Origin of the sequence: Pseudomonas sp. NPDC089407 (assembly GCF_044900445.1) — a bacterium.
GTDB lineage: Bacteria > Pseudomonadota > Gammaproteobacteria > Pseudomonadales > Pseudomonadaceae > Aquipseudomonas.
On record NZ_JBJDNB010000030.1, the window covers coordinates 33,614 to 48,948 of the forward strand.

At 62.6% G+C, this 15,335-nt stretch carries 15 protein-coding genes; 9 read left to right on the plus strand and 6 right to left on the minus strand.

Annotation, left to right across the window (positions count from 1 at the left end; translation table 11 throughout):
• Positions 1-8: 8 nt before the first annotated feature.
• Genes ACI2KG_RS21355 through ACI2KG_RS21365 form a run of 3 tightly spaced genes read right to left on the minus strand, consistent with a single transcriptional unit; the run spans position 9 to position 1,684 of the window.
• Complete coding sequence (locus ACI2KG_RS21355) at positions 9-599, minus strand: LON peptidase substrate-binding domain-containing protein (RefSeq protein ID WP_404663190.1); 591 nt, start codon at positions 597-599, stop codon at positions 9-11.
• Positions 600-608: 9 nt separating this feature from the next.
• The gene (locus ACI2KG_RS21360; RefSeq protein ID WP_404663191.1) at positions 609-1,325 is read right to left on the minus strand and encodes an LrgB family protein; all 717 of its coding nucleotides are present in this window, start codon (positions 1,323-1,325) and stop codon (positions 609-611) included.
• Positions 1,322-1,684, minus strand: a complete 363-nt coding sequence (locus ACI2KG_RS21365; protein WP_201202573.1) for a CidA/LrgA family protein — start codon at positions 1,682-1,684, stop codon at positions 1,322-1,324. Before ACI2KG_RS21365 ends, ACI2KG_RS21360 begins: the two co-directional genes overlap by 4 nt.
• Positions 1,685-1,827: 143 nt before the next feature.
• Between ACI2KG_RS21365 and ACI2KG_RS21370 the strand changes: the two genes are divergently transcribed.
• The 9 genes from ACI2KG_RS21370 to ACI2KG_RS21410 all read left to right on the plus strand — a co-directional run bounded on the left by ACI2KG_RS21370 (position 1,828) and on the right by ACI2KG_RS21410 (position 13,225).
• A complete protein-coding gene (locus ACI2KG_RS21370; RefSeq protein ID WP_404663192.1) occupies positions 1,828-2,283 on the plus strand; it encodes a MaoC family dehydratase in 456 nt (151 codons plus the stop codon).
• A 211-nt stretch (positions 2,284-2,494) separates the two neighbouring features.
• Complete coding sequence (gene prmA / locus ACI2KG_RS21375) at positions 2,495-3,373, plus strand: 50S ribosomal protein L11 methyltransferase (protein WP_404663193.1); 879 nt, start codon at positions 2,495-2,497, stop codon at positions 3,371-3,373.
• A gap of 42 nt (positions 3,374-3,415) precedes the next feature.
• Complete coding sequence (locus ACI2KG_RS21380) at positions 3,416-4,783, plus strand: DUF3426 domain-containing protein (RefSeq protein ID WP_404663194.1); 1,368 nt, start codon at positions 3,416-3,418, stop codon at positions 4,781-4,783.
• Positions 4,784-5,060: 277 nt separating this feature from the next.
• The gene (dusB, locus tag ACI2KG_RS21385) at positions 5,061-6,074 is read left to right on the plus strand and encodes a tRNA dihydrouridine synthase DusB (RefSeq protein ID WP_400618177.1); all 1,014 of its coding nucleotides are present in this window, start codon (positions 5,061-5,063) and stop codon (positions 6,072-6,074) included.
• On the plus strand, positions 6,071-6,391 hold the full coding sequence (gene fis / locus ACI2KG_RS21390; RefSeq protein WP_003249693.1) for a DNA-binding transcriptional regulator Fis: 321 nt from the start codon (positions 6,071-6,073) through the stop codon (positions 6,389-6,391). The genes dusB and fis overlap by 4 nt, the downstream gene beginning before the upstream one ends.
• Positions 6,392-6,472: 81 nt before the next feature.
• Positions 6,473-8,080: a bifunctional phosphoribosylaminoimidazolecarboxamide formyltransferase/IMP cyclohydrolase gene (gene purH / locus ACI2KG_RS21395; protein WP_400618174.1), complete on the plus strand. Its 1,608-nt coding sequence runs from the start codon at positions 6,473-6,475 to the stop codon at positions 8,078-8,080.
• Positions 8,081-8,263: 183 nt separating this feature from the next.
• Positions 8,264-9,559, plus strand: coding sequence for a phosphoribosylamine--glycine ligase (purD, locus tag ACI2KG_RS21400; RefSeq protein ID WP_404663195.1), 1,296 nt, complete (start codon positions 8,264-8,266; stop codon positions 9,557-9,559).
• A 135-nt stretch (positions 9,560-9,694) separates the two neighbouring features.
• Positions 9,695-12,466 (plus strand): response regulator, encoded by a 2,772-nt coding sequence (locus ACI2KG_RS21405; protein ID WP_404663196.1) that lies wholly within the window; start codon positions 9,695-9,697, stop codon positions 12,464-12,466.
• Positions 12,467-12,628: 162 nt separating this feature from the next.
• Positions 12,629-13,225: a MarC family protein gene (locus tag ACI2KG_RS21410; RefSeq protein ID WP_400618165.1), complete on the plus strand. Its 597-nt coding sequence runs from the start codon at positions 12,629-12,631 to the stop codon at positions 13,223-13,225.
• On the opposite strand, the gene ACI2KG_RS21415 is transcribed toward ACI2KG_RS21410, so the two are convergent.
• From ACI2KG_RS21415 to ACI2KG_RS21425, 3 genes are read right to left on the minus strand one after another with little or no spacing between them, the layout of a single operon-like run.
• On the minus strand, positions 13,222-13,845 hold the full coding sequence (locus ACI2KG_RS21415; protein ID WP_404663197.1) for a hypothetical protein: 624 nt from the start codon (positions 13,843-13,845) through the stop codon (positions 13,222-13,224). The genes ACI2KG_RS21410 and ACI2KG_RS21415 overlap by 4 nt on opposite strands.
• A complete protein-coding gene (locus ACI2KG_RS21420) occupies positions 13,838-14,530 on the minus strand; it encodes a hypothetical protein (protein ID WP_400618159.1) in 693 nt (230 codons plus the stop codon). The genes ACI2KG_RS21415 and ACI2KG_RS21420 overlap by 8 nt, the downstream gene beginning before the upstream one ends.
• Before the next feature lie 59 nt (positions 14,531-14,589).
• On the minus strand, positions 14,590-15,273 hold the full coding sequence (locus ACI2KG_RS21425) for a hypothetical protein (RefSeq protein ID WP_404663198.1): 684 nt from the start codon (positions 15,271-15,273) through the stop codon (positions 14,590-14,592).
• Between the last annotated feature and the right edge of the window lie 62 nt (positions 15,274-15,335).

Sequence of the window (15,335 nt, forward strand, 5' to 3'; positions counted from 1 at the left end):
CATAACCCTCAGGCAAACAACTCACCCTGAATCCGCTCCAGCAGTTTCTGTATCTCCCCCAGCCGCTGCTGCGGCGAATCAAGGGTCAACAAGTCCAGCTTGTCCTCTTCCATGAACGGCAACAGGTACGCCAACTGGTTGGCCAACGCCTGGCGCCCGTCCACCGGGCGTGGCATGTCCAGGGCTTCGACCATCGGGTGCTCGCCCAAGGCCACCAGCAGTGCCAGCAAGTCGTCATCCGCCTCCTGCAGCGGGCTGTCCGCCTGTTCCGGCAGCCATTGCACCTGGCCCACCAGCAACTGGTCCTTCTGCACCTCGGTGCTGTCCAGGTTGAAGCGCCGCACACCTTCAACGCGAATACCCAGCAAGCCGTTATCCTGCTGCACGAAGTCGCGGATCACCGCTTCACAGCCGATTGACGCAACCACCGGTGGCGCCTTGCCGACCTGCTCGCCTTCCAGGATGCACACCACACCAAACCCTTCGCCCTGCTTCATGCAGCGCCCGATCATGTCCAGGTAGCGCGCCTCGAAAATCTGCAAGTCGAGAAAGCAGCCAGGAAACAGCACGGTGTTGAGCGGAAACAGCGGTAGTGTCATTACAAGTCCTCAAGCTACCAGGCTGACCGCCAGCGGCAGGAACACCGCCGTGGCCACGCCCATCAGGCTCATCGCAAGGGCGGCAAAGGCGCCGCATTCGTCACTTTCCTGCAGGGCCACCGAAGTACCCACCGCATGCGCCGTCACACCCAGCGACATGCCGCGCGCTTCGGGGCTGTGTACGCCAAAGCGGCTGAGCAGCGCCGGGCCGAAGATGGCGCCGATTACCCCGGTAATCAGCACGAACACCGCCGCCAGGGCCGCTACGCCGCCAATCTGCTCGGCCACCAGCATGGCAATCGGCGAAGTGACCGACTTTGGCGCCATGGTCATCAGGATCATGTGTTCGGCGCCAAACCACCAGCCCAGCAGCAGGCAGCACAGCGTGGCGAACAGGCCTCCGACTACCAGCGTAGTAAAGATGGGCCAGAACAGCTGCCGGATACGCCGCAGGTTGAGGTACAGCGGCACGGCCAGGGCCACCGTGGCGGGGCCCAGCAGGGTGTTCATGATTTCGGTGCTCTTGCGGTATTCGCTGTAGTCGATGCCGCTTACCAGCAGCACGCCGATCACCAGCAACATCGACACCAGCACGGGCTGCAGGAAGATCCAGCGGGTCTTCTCAAAGGCAGCCAGCACCACCTGGTAGGCCGCGAGCGTGATGCCGATGCCGAATAGCGGGTGATGGACCACCGCTTCGAGTGCGCCTTGCCAGTCGAGCATCATGGCTGCTCCTCGCGCTTGCCCTGGCGATGCATGAGCTTTTGCATCAGCACGCCGACGAACACCAACGTCACCAGGCAGGAAATCAGCAAGGCGCCGGCAATCGCCCAGAAGTCGGCAGCGATGTCCTTGGCGTACACCATCACCCCTACAGCCGGCGGCACCAGCAACAACGGCAGGTAGCGCAACAGGCTGCTGGCAGCTTCATTCAACGGCTTGCCGACCTCACCGCGGGCCATGAGGAAGAACAACAGCAGCAACAGACCGATGATCGGCCCCGGCAAAAACGGCACGAACAGGTGATTGATCGCCGTCCCCAGCAGCTGGAACAGCACCAGCCAGGTCAAACCACGCAACAGCATAAGCATCTCCCTCGGGCATGGCCGTCATTATAAGCACGCGCAGCTATAGACCGATATTCGCCTAAAAGCGGGCAACTTGACTGAAACGATTCGCCGTGCTGATCTTGCACTTTCGTACCAACTGACAACCCGGAGAGTCCGCGATGCCCCATGTACCGGTTACAGAGCTTTCGCAATACGTTGGTAAGGAACTGGGCCGCTCGGCCTGGCTGAAGATCGACCAGCAGCGCATCAACCTGTTCGCCGAGGCCACCGGCGACTTTCAGTACATCCATGTCGATCCGGAAAAGGCGGCAAAAACCCCGTTTGGCGGCACCATTGCCCACGGTTTCCTGACCTTGTCACTGATTCCCGTGCTGATGGAGGACATTCTGGTCCTGCCGCAAGGGCTGAAGATGGTGGTGAACTACGGCCTGGACAGCGTGCGCTTCATCCAGCCGGTCAAGGTAGACAGCCAGGTGCGGTTGAAGGTGGACCTGGCCGAAGTGACGGAGAAAAAGCCGGGTCAGTGGCTGCTCAAGGCGATTGCCACGCTGGAGATTGAAGGTGAAGAGAAGCCTGCTTATATAGCTGAGTCGCTCTCGCTCTGTTTTGTCTGATAGATTTTTGGGGGCGCTGCGCGCCCCGATCGCGACGCAAGGCCGCTCCTACAAGGGAATGCGATCTCCTGTAGGAGCGGCCTTGTGTCGCGATCGGGCTGCGCAGCAGCCCCATTCCCAAGCCGATCCACAAATCTCCCGCACTCGCGTAAACTGCCAGCCTTCGCGCAGCCTAGGGCTGCCCTCTGTCGATTTACCAAAGGTGCCCGCCATGCCCTGGCTGCAAGTACGCCTGGCCATCAGCCCGGAACAAGCCGAAACCTACGAAGACGCCCTGCTTGAAGTGGGCGCCGTCTCGGTCACGTTCATGGACGCCGAAGATCAACCGATCTTCGAGCCCGACCTGAACACCACCCCGCTGTGGTCGCACACCCACCTGCTGGCCCTGTTCGAGGCCGACGCCGACCCTGAGCAGGTGTTCGCCCACCTGCGCCTGCTGACCGGCGCCGAGCTGCCCGAGCACCAGGCCGAAGTGATCGAAGACCAGGACTGGGAACGCAGCTGGATGGATGGTTTCCAACCAATGCGCTTCGGCAACCGCCTGTGGATCGTGCCCAGCTGGCACGATGCCCCTGAAAAAGACGCGGTAAACCTGCTGCTCGACCCGGGCCTGGCTTTCGGCACCGGCACCCATCCCACCACCGCCCTGTGCCTGGAATGGCTCGACGGCCAACAGCTCGACGGCACCCAGGTGCTGGACTTCGGCTGCGGCTCGGGCATCCTGGCCATTGCCGCGCTGCTGCTGGGCGCCCGTGAAGCGGTCGGTACCGACATCGACGTGCAGGCCATCGAGGCTTCGCGCGACAATGCCCAGCGCAACGGCATCGCCGACGAGAAGCTGGCCTTGTACCTGCCCGAACACATGCCGGCGATGCAGGCCGACGTGCTGGTCGCCAACATCCTCGCCGGCCCGCTGGTATCGCTGGCGCCGCAGCTGTCCGGGCTGGTACGCCCAGGTGGCCTGCTGGCGCTGTCGGGCATCCTCGCCGAACAGGGCGAAGAAGTGGCTGCCGCCTACGCTGCCGACTTTGAGCTGGACCCGATCGTCGTACGCGACGGCTGGGTGCGTATCAGTGGTCGGCGCCGCTAAGCGGGCCTAGAATACTTTTCTGCACAGCTCCCGGATCGCCGCATGACCGACAGTTTCGTCACCCAGTGCCCGCATTGCCAGACCAGCTTTCGCGTCACTCACCACCAGTTGAGCGTGGCTCGCGGCGTGGTGCGCTGCGGCCACTGCCTGCAGGTGTTCAACGCTGCCAAGCAGCTGCTTGAGCAGAACCGCAGCGCCAGCGCGCCTGCAGCGCCGGCAGCGGTCCCTGCGGCACCTGCCGAACCGGCGGTGCCACCAGCGATTGAAGCGGCGATCCCTCCTGAGCCGGCGCTCAGCGCACGCAGCAGCACCCCTGACGAGGATTGGGCGCTCACTGCCCAGGCGCTCGATGCACTGGACCTCGACAAAGAGCTGGCGCGCCTTGAGCGCCGAGGCCAGCTGGCCTCGACGCACCCGGCCAAGCAGGATAACGGCTTGCAGGCGCGGCGCGACGAACCGCAAGCAGATGAACATGGCGACGACCTGTTCGGTACGGCCACCGACGAGCCGTTCGAGCTGCAGCAGCCAGCAGAGTCCGCGCCTGTGCTGCTGGAGCCGGAGCCTCTGGAGCAGGGCCTGCAGCCCGGCCCCGGCGAGCGCACCGAGCCGACCCTGGGCGGCAACCTGGCGCTGGACCTCGACGACGAACCGCCCGTGCACCGCGCGGCCGAAATCGATGAGCCCGAAGCCTTCAGCGAACCCCTGCGCGCCAGCGATGACGAACTGCCGGAAAAAGGCCTGAGCGCCCGCGACGATGAGCCGCTGCCGCTGCATCTTTCGGCGCACGACGACGACCCGGTCGAGGCAGTGCCTGGCGAGCGCCTGGAGCCAGGCCTGACCAGCAAACCGGAGCGCCCGTCGCGCAAAGAGCCGCTGGTCGATGTGGTCGACGACCCGCTGCAACTGGGCTGGGAAAAACCTGCACCCAACTGGGGCAAGCGCCTGCTATGGGGCGTGCTGACCTTGCTGGCCGCCGGCCTGCTGGCGTTCCAGTACGTCTGGTTCCATTTCGACGAAATGGCGCGCCAGGACCAGTACCGGCCGATCTTCCAGCAGGTCTGCCCGCTCGTCGGCTGCCAGGTGCCCACCCGCGTCGACATTGCCCGGATCAAAAGCAGCAACCTGGTAGTGCGCAGCCACCCGGACTTCAAGGGCGCGCTGATCGTTGATGCAATCATCTACAACCGCGCACCGTTCGCCCAGCCATTCCCGCTACTGGAGCTGCGCTTCGCCGACCTCAATGGCCAGCTGATCGCCAGCCGCCGGTTCAAGCCCAGCGAGTACTTGTCCGGGGAACTGGCCGGGCGTGGTGAAATGCCCAGCCAGACCCCGATTCACATCGCGCTGGATATCCTCGATCCGGGGCCGAAGGCGGTCAATTACAGCCTGAGCTTCCGTTCGCCGGAATAACCACCCACCCCTGCCCCCCTGTAGGAGCGGCGTTGTGTCGCGATAGGGCCGCAAAGCGGCCCCAGCAATGTATGCATCTGCGCTGAGCCCTAGGGGCCGCTTCGCGGCCCATCGCGACACAAGGCCGCTCCTACAGGTCAGCGCCAACCAAGCAATTGTCATAAGCCGACAACTGTTCAGATTTTATCCAAATCCATCTTTATCCGGTCACCGAGAGCGGGTATCATGCCAACCCTTTTTCGAACTCCAAGATTCGGCCCCACAACAGGGATCACCTATGTCGGCGGTACGCATCGGCCAATACACACTACGCAACAACCTGATCCTCGCGCCCATGGCCGGGGTCACGGACCAGCCTTTCCGAACACTTTGCCAGCGCCTTGGCGCCGGCATGGTGGTATCGGAAATGGTCAGCAGCGACATGAGCCTGTGGAACAGCCGCAAGTCGAGCCTGCGCCGCATCCATGAAGGTGATCCCGAGCCACGCTCGGTACAGATCGCCGGGGGTGATGCGCAGATGATGGCGGCGGCAGCACGGGCCAACGTCGAGGCAGGCGCCCAGATCATCGACATCAACATGGGCTGCCCGGCGAAAAAAGTCTGCAACAAAGCCGCAGGCTCTGCTTTATTGAGAGATGAAGCCTTGGTTCACGAGATCCTCCACGCCGTGGTCGGCGCCGTGGATGTTCCGGTGACCCTGAAGATCCGCACGGGTTGGGACCGGGCGAACAAGAACGGCCTGAACGTGGCGAAAATCGCCGAGCAGGCCGGCATCCAGGCGCTGGCGGTGCATGGCCGCACACGCGCCGACCTGTACACAGGCGAAGCCGAGTACGACACCATCGCTGCCATCAAGCAAGCGGTGTCGATCCCGGTTTTTGCCAACGGCGATATCACTTCGCCAGAAAAGGCCCGGGCGGTGCTGGACGCCACCGGGGTCGATGGCCTGCTGATTGGCCGGGCTGCCCAAGGGCGGCCATGGATCTTTCGCGAGATCGAGCATTACCTGCGCACTGGTGAACACCTGCCGGCGCCGCAGCTGGACGAAGTAGAACGCATCCTGCTGGAGCACCTGGCCGCGTTGCATGCCTTTTATGGCGATGTGATGGGCGTACGTATCGCCCGCAAGCACGTTGGCTGGTACCTGGCAACACGACCCGGCGGCAAGGAGTTTCGCTCCCGGTTCAACGCTTTGGAAGACACACAAGCGCAGTGCGCCAACGTTCGTGCGTTTTTCAGCGAACGTCGACAGAGCCTTGAGACAGAGGACGGACAAGGGGTGGCCGCATGACGATGATGACCGAGAATTTTGTGAGTGGAACAACGCCCGTGAGCGACAACGCCAACCTGAAACAGCACCTGAACACGCCGAGCGAAGAGGGCCAGACCCTTCGCGACAGCGTCGAGAAGGCGCTGCACAACTACTTCGCCCACCTGGAAGGCGCGACCGTCACGGACGTGTACAACCTGGTGCTCTCCGAAGTCGAGGCGCCCCTGCTCGAAAGCGTGATGAACTACGTGAAGGGCAACCAGACCAAGGCCAGCGAGATGCTCGGGCTGAACCGAGGCACCCTGCGCAAGAAGCTCAAGCAGTACGACTTGTTGTAAGCCAGAATCCCAACCAGAAAAGGCGGCTCCCTGAACAGAGGCGCCTTTTTTGCTGACTCCACCGCGTTATTGGAACCCGAAATGACCGACCAGACTACCCGCCTGCCAGTCCGCCGCGCCCTGATCAGCGTCTCCGACAAGACCGGTATCCTCGAATTCGCCCGTGAGCTGCAACAGCTCGGTGTCGAGATCCTGTCCACTGGCGGCACCTACAAGCTGCTCAAGGACAACGGCGTGAACGCGGTGGAAGTGGCCGACTACACCGGCTTCGCCGAAATGATGGATGGCCGGGTCAAAACCCTGCACCCGAAAATCCACGGCGGCATCCTCGGCCGTCGCGGTACCGACGACGCCATCATGAACGAGCACGGCATCAAGCCGATCGACCTGGTTGCGGTCAACCTGTACCCGTTCGAAGCCACCATTTCCAAGCCTGGCTGCGACCTGCCGACCGCCATCGAGAACATCGACATCGGCGGCCCGACCATGGTCCGCTCGGCTGCCAAGAACCATAAAGACGTGGCCATCGTGGTCAACGCCAGCGACTACGCCGGCATCGTCGACGGCCTCAAGGCCGGTGGCCTGACCTACGCCCAGCGCTTCGACCTGATGCTCAAGGCGTTCGAGCACACTGCCGCCTACGACGGCATGATCGCCAACTACATGGGCACCATCGATCAGGCCAAGGACACCCTGAGCACTGAAGCGCGCAGCGAGTTCCCGCGCACCTTCAACAGCCAGTTCGTCAAGGCGCAGGAAATGCGCTACGGCGAGAACCCGCATCAGAGCGCGGCGTTCTACGTCGAAGCCAAGAAAGGCGAAGCCAGCATTTCCACCGCCGTGCAGCTGCAGGGCAAGGAACTGTCGTTCAACAACGTGGCCGACACCGACGCCGCGCTGGAGTGCGTGAAGAGCTTCGTCAAGCCGGCCTGCGTCATCGTCAAGCACGCCAACCCATGCGGCGTGGCTGTGGTGCCTGAAGAAGAAGGCGGCATCCGCAAGGCTTACGACCTGGCCTACGCGACCGACACCGAGTCGGCATTCGGCGGCATCATCGCCTTCAACCGTGAACTGGACGGCGAAACCGCCAAGGCCATCGTCGAGCGCCAGTTCGTCGAAGTGATCATCGCCCCGAAAATTTCCCAGGCTGCCCGCGACGTGGTCGCGGCCAAGCAGAACGTTCGCCTGCTGGAATGCGGCGAGTGGCCAGCCGAGCGCGCTGCCGGTTGGGACTTCAAGCGTGTCAACGGCGGCCTGCTGGTACAAAGCCGTGATATCGGCATGATCACCGCCGATGACCTGAAAATCGTCACCCAGCGTGCGCCGACCGAGCAAGAAATCCACGACCTGGTGTTTGCCTGGAAAGTGGCCAAGTTCGTCAAGTCCAACGCCATCGTCTACGCCAAGCAGCGCCAGACCATCGGTGTCGGCGCCGGCCAGATGAGCCGCGTCAACTCCGCTCGCATTGCTGCAATCAAGGCCGAGCATGCTGGCCTGCAAGTGCAGGGCGCAGTCATGGCGTCGGATGCGTTCTTCCCGTTCCGTGACGGCATCGACAATGCCGCTAAGGTGGGTATCAGCGCCGTGATCCAGCCGGGTGGTTCGATGCGTGATGCTGAAGTCATCGCTGCTGCTGACGAAGCTGGCATTGCGATGGTGTTCACCGGAATGCGCCACTTCCGCCACTAATCAGATGTGGGCCGATCGCCGGCCCTTGTAGGAGCGGCCTTGTGTCGCGATAGGGCCGCAAAGCGGCCCCGGCAATTTCTGCTGCGAAGCTGAAAACCTGGGGGCGCGATGCGCCCCTTTCGCGACACAAGGCCGCTCCTACAAAAACCGGGATCGGCGCCAAACAGAATTCGAGGTTTTGACATGAAAGTTTTGATCATCGGCAGCGGCGGCCGTGAGCACGCCCTGGCCTGGAAAGTCGCCCAGGACCCACGCGTCGAGAAAGTCTTCGTTGCCCCGGGCAACGCCGGCACCGCCATCGAAGCCAAGTGCGAGAACGTCGCCATCGACGTTTGCGCACTGGAGCAACTGGCTGACTTCGCCGAAAAGAACGTCGACCTGACCATCGTCGGCCCGGAAGCCCCGCTGGTCATCGGCGTGGTCGACCTGTTCCGCAGCCGCGGCCTGGACTGCTTCGGCCCGACCAAGGGCGCGGCCCAGCTCGAAGGCTCCAAGGCCTTCACCAAGGACTTCCTGGCGCGTCACAAGATCCCGACCGCCGACTACCAGAACTTCACCGAGATCGAGCCGGCACTGGCCTACCTGCAGGAAAAAGGCGCGCCGATCGTGATCAAGGCCGACGGCCTGGCCGCGGGCAAGGGCGTGATCGTCGCCATGACCCAGGAAGAAGCCGAAGCCGCCGTGCGTGACATGCTGGCCGGCAACGCCTTCGGTGAAGCCGGTTCGCGTGTGGTGATCGAAGAGTTCCTCGACGGCGAGGAAGCCAGCTTCATCGTCATGGTCGACGGCCACAACGTGCTGCCGATGGCCACCAGCCAGGACCACAAGCGCGTCGGCGACCAAGACACTGGCCCGAACACCGGCGGCATGGGAGCCTACTCCCCTGCCCCGGTGGTGACTGCCGACGTGCACCAGCGCGTGATGGACCAGGTGATCTGGCCAACCGTGCGCGGCATGGCCGAGGAAGGCAACGTTTACACCGGCTTCCTCTATGCTGGCCTGATGATCGACAAGGCGGGCAACCCCAAGGTCATCGAATTCAACTGCCGCTTCGGTGACCCGGAAACCCAGCCGGTCATGCTGCGCCTGGAATCGAGCCTGGTGCTGCTGATCGAAGCTGCCTTCGCCAAGGCGCTGGACAAGGTCGAGGCCCAGTGGGATCCGCGCCCGAGCCTGGGCGTGGTACTGGCCGCTGGCGGTTACCCGGGCGACTACGCCAAGGGCGACGTGATCAACGGCCTGGACGCTGCAGCGAAGATCGAAGGCAAGGTGTTCCATGCCGGTACTTCGCTCAAGGATGGCCAAGTGGTCAGCAACGGCGGCCGCGTACTGTGCGCCACCGCCATGGGCAGCACCGTTGCCGACGCGCAGCAGCAGGCTTACCGCCTGGCCAAGGAAGTGAACTGGAACGGTAGCTTCTACCGTACCGACATCGGCTACCGGGCCATCGCCCGTGAGCGCGGTGAGCACCAGCAGTAAGGACTACCGGAGCGCCGTGTTGCCTTGCGCACGCGGCATCCGGCTCGTCGACAAGGCCCGGCATGGGCCTTGCCTTCGACTTGGCGCGCCGCGCATAGTTAATACCCGGCACATCGGCTAAGAAGGGATTTCGTAGTGCGTCGGCTTCGGATTGCCTCAGCTCTGATCGTCAGCTTGCTGACCTTGCTCTGCATGTTCCCGGCTTTAGCCGATCATGACGGAGGCTGGAGCGTTCTGCTCGACGAACAGGCCAACCTGCAACTGAGCGACGTGCGCTCCGAGCGCTACCGCAACCAGTTCAGCCCACTGACGCTTGCCGACCTGGATGCCGCCCCGGCAGAGCAGGCCTTGTGGCTGCATTACCGCCTGGACCCAGGCGACCAGGAACAACTGCTACGGGTATTTGCCCCGGACCTGTCTGGCCTTGACCTCTACGCCCTCGAAGGCGACCAACTTCTGCGTCAGCTGCACCATGGGCGCCAGGCCGGCAATGCCAGCCCGACCCTGCGCGGCAGCGACCATGTACTGCCCCTGCCCAACAGCAGGCAACCGCTGGATATCTACCTGCGTCTGGTTTCCGAGCACCAGCTGCGCCCGGCCATCAGCCTGGAGCCTGCGGCCGAGGCCGCCTCCAACCAGAGCCAGCCACTGTTGTTCGGCATGCTGTTCGGCGGCCTGGTGATGCTGATCATGCACAACCTGATCCGCTTCCTCTACAGCCGCTCCAGCACCACTTTGATCCTGGCGCTGTACCACGGCCTGATGCTGCTCAGTGGCCTGATCCTGCTGAACCTCAGCGGCCCCTGGTGGCATGTCTGGCACAGCGCGCAAACGCCCGCCGCCTACCTGACCCTGGTGCTGGCCGGCCTGGCCGGGCTGTATTTCACCCAGCATTTCTTTTCGCCGTGCAACTCGCCACGGCTGAACCGCTTGCTGCAAGGTGAAATACTGATTGTCGGGGTCAGTGGCCTGGTGCTGCTGTTCGTCGATACCCTGCCGCTCAACCTGATGACCTACGCCCTGATGGCGCTGGGCAGCGTGAGCATGCTGCTGGTCAGCAGCTACCACTGGTACAAGGGCTACCCCCCGGGTCGCCTGTTCAGCCTGGCCATGGTGGTGTTCAACCTCGGTGGCCTGGTGCTGCTGCCGGCACTGCTCGGCCTGACCCGCACCTCGACCCCCTGGCTGCTGTGCATCCTGCTGGGCCTGACCGTGGTCAGCGGCCTGCTGCTCAACCTGGCGGTCAGCGAACGCCTGCGGCGCATGAGCGAAGAGCGCTTCAGCGCCAGCCGGGCGCTGGCCGCCAGCGATGCCGAGATCAACGCCAAGGCCGAGTTTCTGGCCAAGATCAGCCACGAAATCCGCACACCGATGAACGGCGTGCTGGGCATGACCGAGCTGCTGTTGGGCACGCCCTTGTCGGTCAAGCAGCGCGACTATGTACAGACCATCCACAGCGCCGGCAATGAACTGCTCACGCTGATCAACGAAATTCTCGACATTTCCAAGCTGGAGTCCCGGCAGATCGAACTGGATGACGTGCAGTTCGACCTCAACGCGCTGATCGAGGATTGCCTGAACATCTTCCGCGCCAAGGCCGAGCAGCAGAACATCGAGCTGATCAGCTTTACCCAGCCGCAAGTACCGCAGGTGATCAGTGGTGACCCGACGCGCCTGCGCCAGGCCCTTTCGAGCCTGCTGGAAAACGCACTGAAAAACACCGACCAGGGCGAAATCCTGCTGGTGGTGGCGCTGGACCAACGCGGTGAGGTACCGCGCCTGCGCATTGCCGTGCAGGACAGCGGCGAGCCGCTGCCTGCCGCCGACCGCGAAGCGTTGCTGCAGGCCGAACTGCACAGCCACCACTTCCTTTCCAGCAACAAGCTGGGCGGCCACCTTGGGCTGGTCATCGCCAAGCAGTTGATAGGCCTGATGCAGGGCGAATTCGGCATCAAGAGCAGCACCGGCATGGGCAATACCCTGTGGCTGACCTTGCCACTGGACCCTTCGCGCCTGGAGCAGCCACCGGCCGACCTCGACGGCCCGCTGCGCGATGCCCGCGTATTGGTGGTGGACGACAACGACACCTGCCGCAAGGTGCTGGTGCAGCAGTGCAGCGCCTGGGGCATGAACGTCAGCGCGGTGCCGTCGGGCAAGGAGGCCCTGGCCCTGTTGCGCACCAAGGCGCACCTGCGCGACTACTTCGATGCCGTGCTGCTGGACCAGAACATGCCAGGCATGACCGGCATGCAGTTGGCGGCCAAGATCAAGGAAGACCCCAGCCTGAACCACGACATCCTGGTGGTGATGCTCACCGGCATCAGCAATGCGCCAAGCAAGGTCATTGCGCGCAATGCCGGGGTCAAACGCATACTCGCCAAGCCGGTGGCCGGCTACACGCTGAAAACCACCCTGGCCGAGGAACTGGCCCAGCGCGGCCGCGAGCAGGCGGTGCCCGCCAGCCTGCCCGGGGTGCCGCAGGCTCTGGACCTGCCAGTTGATTTCCGCGTGCTGGTCGCCGAGGACAACAGCATCTCGACCAAGGTGATCCGCGGCATGCTCGGCAAGCTGAACCTGCAACCGGACACCGCCTGCAATGGCGAAGAAGCCCTGCAGGCGATGAAAGCGCAGCGCTATGACCTGGTGCTGATGGACTGCGAAATGCCGATTCTGGATGGTTTTTCGGCCACCCAGCAGTTGCGTGCCTGGGAAGCCGCCAACCAGCGCCAGCGCACCCCGGTGGTGGCGCTGACTGCGCACATTCTTGCCGAACACAAGGAACGCGCGCGGCTGGCAGGCATGGACGGGCACATGGCCAAGCCGGTGGAACTGTCGCAGTTGCGCGAGCTGATCCAGTACTGGGCCAATCAGCGTGAAGCGCAGGTGAACCCGGCGCATATCTCTTAACGGCTGACGAATTTCTTTGTAGGAGCGGCCTTGTGTTGCGATCGGGCTGCGCAGCAGCCCCAAGATCTATGCTACAGCCTGGAAACCGGGGGCTGCCGCGCAGCCCGATCGCGACACAAGGCCGCTCCTACATGACCCCACCTTCGCCAAGGACCAGCCCCCATGCTCCATGAGTTGTTCAGCGTCTACCTGAAAATGCTCGTGCTCTATAGCCCGTTCTTCGTGCTGTCGTGCTTCATCAGCCTGACCCGCGGCCACTCCAGCAAGGAGCGCAAGCAACTGGCCTGGAAGGTAGCCTTCGCCGCGCTTGTCGCCAGTGTCCTGCTGTACCTGTTCGGGCGGGCGATCTTCGGCATCTTCGGCATCACCGCCGACGCTTTCCGCATTGGTGCCGGCAGCGTGCTGTTCATCTCGGCACTGGGTATGGCCCAGGGTAAATCCGCAGTGCAAGCAGACAACGTGCAGCAGGACGTGACCATCGTGCCGCTGACCATCCCACTGACCGTCGGCCCCGGCACCATCGGTGCACTGCTGGTCATGGGCGTGGGCCACCCGCACTGGGACGACAAACTGCTGGCCATCATCAGCATCGCACTGGCCAGCTTCACCGTTGGCCTGGTGCTGTACCTCTCGCACCGCATCGAGCGCATCCTCGGTGACCAGGGCCTGCAGATCGTCAGCCGGCTGATGGGGCTGTTCGTCTGCGCCCTGGCGGCGCAAATCATCTTTACCGGTATCAAGGGCTACCTGGTCCCCTAAAGGCCGTAGTCCAGAATACGTTTCAACGATACCTGCACGACGCGGTCCTGCACCTTGGGCAGAAAACTGTGTTCGAATGCCAGCACATTAAAGCGTACCAGTTCAGCCCGCACGATCTGATGGCTACGCTTGTGACTGATAAAGCCCGAAGTGAACGCGGCACTGATATCCACCTCATGGTAAATAACCATATCGACCCGGTTGGCACCGGCGGGTGCGCAGGGCAGCAATTGAAAATGCTGGCGCTCATAAGCTCGTCGCTCAAGTTCATGCAATGCCGCTGGGCTGGATAACAGTTTTTGCATGGAAAGGTGGGTAGCTGTAGCAAAATGCTCACCCGCCGTTGCAGCAATTGTTTCCAGAACCTGATCGGTCTGCCTGTTGCGGCCCGCCTCTGGCCAGTGAACCTGCTCGGGGGAGACCGAATCCCAGCCCATGAATTTCAGCTGATTTCGATAGTACGTCAGCCAGTCCTGAATCAATCCCTCCTGATACGCCGTCTCGGTCGCCCGCTCTGCCAGCGCCAAAGCCAGTTTCACCTTGTTTCGTTGCCCCACCGGTATACCTGGCAGGAACGAAACAATCCCCGCGCCGATCACGGCAGATGTGGCGTCACTCATGATGCGCTCCTTTCACGGGCGCGTAAGGGTCGAACCGGTAGTCGCCCTGCGCATCCTTGGTTTGCATCAATGCCTGCAGTTCATCTCGCTGGCGCTGGAAGCGCCCGTTGTCCAGCAGCAAAGACACCCCATTGAACTCGGCTTCGCCCTTGAGCTGGTGCTCCTGCAGCAACAGGTCCTGCGACAGGTTGGCAATCGGCTTGTCGAAGTGCAGGGTGATGCTGCAAAGGTCCAACGCTGGCCCCGGCTTGAGCAGGCCAAGCTCGACCACCAGCTTCGCGCCCTGCGCCTGGTCTTGCGTGCTGAATTTCAGCAGGTGGCGAAAACCCTCAGCTGAACGGGCCAGCCCTGCCTTGACGGCGGCCAGCACAGCCTCATGGCGAATCGAGCGCATTTTCAGCCACGCCTCCAGTGGCTGGATGTGCGCGTTGCGCACAGGTTGCCCAAGCTGCTTGAGGTCATAGGTGCTGGCCAGCTTGATCCAGCCCAGTTGGCGATAAGCCTCACGATAGGCGGCGTACCAGCCCTCGTAGTTTGTGAAGCGTGACCCAGCGTTCTTGTTGGCCACCAACTGCGCGTAGAGGATTGAATCAAAAGCGGCCTGACGCTGTATCTCGCCCGTATCTGCGGGATACAGCAATGCCGTCCCCCCAACCAACATCAGATGCTCAGCTGTTCTATCCATTGCCTTGCCTCATTACAAAGAACCGGACAAGGCGGCGTTGCAACAACGCCGCCCTGCAATCAGATGTCGTACTGGAGAACGTTCTCGACGCTGCGTACGCCGAGTTTGTTTTCCACGGTTTCGCGGACTTTGTCGTAGACGAAGGTGTTGAGGGTGAGCACTGCCGTGCCGGCATAATAGTGAGTCTTGTCCAGCTTCCACTGGATACCCAGGATGTCGTCGTCCAGCTGCGGGGCAGAAGACTGGATGCAGCTCACGACCATGACCACATCGTTTTTTTCGGTTTCGATGCAGGCGGCCATGCCGACCATGCCACGCGCCTTGTTTTTGCGTTTGTGATCAATGATCTTGGCGTCGTTTTCGACGGTGATCAGGTGATCGAAGGCCATCTTCGCCAGATCACCCAGCTTGGTGCCCCCCAGCATCGCATTACCTACCACACCGATCGCGCGTACAGCGACTGCGCCAACGGTAACGCTCAGCTCTGCGGAGGTTTCCAACTCGAAGCTGCGCCGTGGAATGGTGAAACCGAGGTCACGCATGACATCGATAAACTTGTCGTACCATTCACGGCTCTGCTTTTCGGCATCGAAGGCTTTGTCGGCCACCAGGGTGGCAAAGTGGAAGGCGTTCTTGACGTCATGCCGGCTTTGCGCAGACATGCCTGCGCCACAGGCCAGCAGGTTACCGTCGACCAGGATCGCGGCATCGTTGGTCGTAGCGATTTGCATTGTTTCGGTCATGTGAAACTCCAAGGTGGTTGCCCCTCTAAGCAGGGGCAGCCACCTTAGTCAGCGCGCTGAAG

Coding starts and splice junctions, on each gene's coding strand:
- ACI2KG_RS21355 (WP_404663190.1), bottom strand. CDS start 599: ATGACACTACCGCTGTTTCCGCTCAACACCGTGCTGTTTCCTGGCTGC.
- ACI2KG_RS21360 (WP_404663191.1), bottom strand. CDS start 1,325: ATGATGCTCGACTGGCAAGGCGCACTCGAAGCGGTGGTCCATCACCCG.
- ACI2KG_RS21365 (WP_201202573.1), bottom strand. CDS start 1,684: ATGCTGTTGCGTGGTTTGACCTGGCTGGTGCTGTTCCAGCTGCTGGGG.
- ACI2KG_RS21370 (WP_404663192.1), top strand. CDS start 1,828: ATGCCCCATGTACCGGTTACAGAGCTTTCGCAATACGTTGGTAAGGAA.
- prmA (WP_404663193.1), top strand. CDS start 2,495: ATGCCCTGGCTGCAAGTACGCCTGGCCATCAGCCCGGAACAAGCCGAA.
- ACI2KG_RS21380 (WP_404663194.1), top strand. CDS start 3,416: ATGACCGACAGTTTCGTCACCCAGTGCCCGCATTGCCAGACCAGCTTT.
- dusB (WP_400618177.1), top strand. CDS start 5,061: ATGTCGGCGGTACGCATCGGCCAATACACACTACGCAACAACCTGATC.
- fis (WP_003249693.1), top strand. CDS start 6,071: ATGACGATGATGACCGAGAATTTTGTGAGTGGAACAACGCCCGTGAGC.
- purH (WP_400618174.1), top strand. CDS start 6,473: ATGACCGACCAGACTACCCGCCTGCCAGTCCGCCGCGCCCTGATCAGC.
- purD (WP_404663195.1), top strand. CDS start 8,264: ATGAAAGTTTTGATCATCGGCAGCGGCGGCCGTGAGCACGCCCTGGCC.
- ACI2KG_RS21410 (WP_400618165.1), top strand. CDS start 12,629: ATGCTCCATGAGTTGTTCAGCGTCTACCTGAAAATGCTCGTGCTCTAT.
- ACI2KG_RS21415 (WP_404663197.1), bottom strand. CDS start 13,845: ATGAGTGACGCCACATCTGCCGTGATCGGCGCGGGGATTGTTTCGTTC.
- ACI2KG_RS21420 (WP_400618159.1), bottom strand. CDS start 14,530: ATGGATAGAACAGCTGAGCATCTGATGTTGGTTGGGGGGACGGCATTG.
- ACI2KG_RS21425 (WP_404663198.1), bottom strand. CDS start 15,273: ATGACCGAAACAATGCAAATCGCTACGACCAACGATGCCGCGATCCTG.